Genomic DNA, 1,070 nt, shown 5'->3' on the forward strand with positions numbered 1-1,070 from the left:
TTGCTGGAGACCTCACGAAAGATCTCCGAACTCATGGGACTTCGCGGCCCGGCTCACTACTGACCCACAGAGTTCCGTGCATAGCTTGCCGATCCGGCGCCGCCTCTCCGGCTTGGAGCCATATCTGAGGGGCAAGGGAATCCCGACAGCGGCTAGCGACCCGGTGGCGCTGAGCGCGAGGACTTTAACCGCCTAGCAGCCTGTGCCGGGGGCATATCACGATACGGAACGAGGGCGGCTCCCCGGGCCAGCATTCTCACCAACAATGCGCCTCCCGAACGCAAGCGGAATCCTCTCAGCTGCGGGAGGGACCTTATCGGCTCAGGCGTCATGTCAACAGCCGCGCAGACCAGTAGCCTTTGAATCCAGCGTAGCGGCGCCGGAAGTATGGGTGCAGTGGACATGATAGAAATGAATTCGGCCAGGATGTCCGAACCTTCAAGCCCTGGCACTGTCCTTGTGTAAAGTGCCTCCCACTCCACCCACGATCTGGGTGCGCCAGTTGCGCCATAAAGCTTCGCAGCGGGCTCGGCCTCGACGAAGGCCGCGGCCTTCTCAGTCGGCGACAAGGCCCGAACATAGAGGTGGTACGCCTCGGTGAACCCGAATGTCGCGGTCGCCTGCACCCAGTCGAGCAACCGGGGGTCATTGGCGCGGTAGGAAACACCGCCCGGCGTGGTGCCCCGCACCCTGCCGTGAACGCGAACAACATGAGCGATCATCTCCTTTGCCACCGTGCGCGGCCCATACACAGTCACCATCGCAGCGAACCCGGTCCGGTGCAGCCGCAAAGCGGGGTCGCGCCGAAAGCCACTGTGATCCCAGACACCCGATCGAACAGACGGCTCGGCCAACTCGAGAATCACGGCCGCCACACCACCGATGTAAAGCGAAATAGGATTGGCGAATATGCGCCAAGAAACCCCGTCTGCGGGCGCAAGCGCCCGCTCACCCTCCGGTCGGCTGAAATCGAAGTCCAGTCCCGCAGGCGGGCGCATAAATCGCCTAACATTTCCCATCATCATCAATCCTCCTCAATGATTGTCAGGACCTCTTAGATCCCATATCAG

General features: G+C 61.6%; 1 protein-coding gene. It reads right to left on the minus strand.

Going from position 1 to position 1,070, the window contains the following annotated elements:
- Positions 1–152 precede the first annotated feature (152 nt).
- Positions 153–1,025, minus strand: a complete 873-nt coding sequence (locus ACXJKH_RS21105) for an oxygenase MpaB family protein (protein WP_457322301.1) — start codon at positions 1,023–1,025, stop codon at positions 153–155.
- Between the last annotated feature and the right edge of the window lie 45 nt (positions 1,026–1,070).

Source organism: Stenotrophomonas sp. P5_B8, assembly GCF_054049855.1.

Coding starts and splice junctions, on each gene's coding strand:
- ACXJKH_RS21105 (WP_457322301.1), bottom strand. CDS start 1,025: ATGATGATGGGAAATGTTAGGCGATTTATGCGCCCGCCTGCGGGACTG.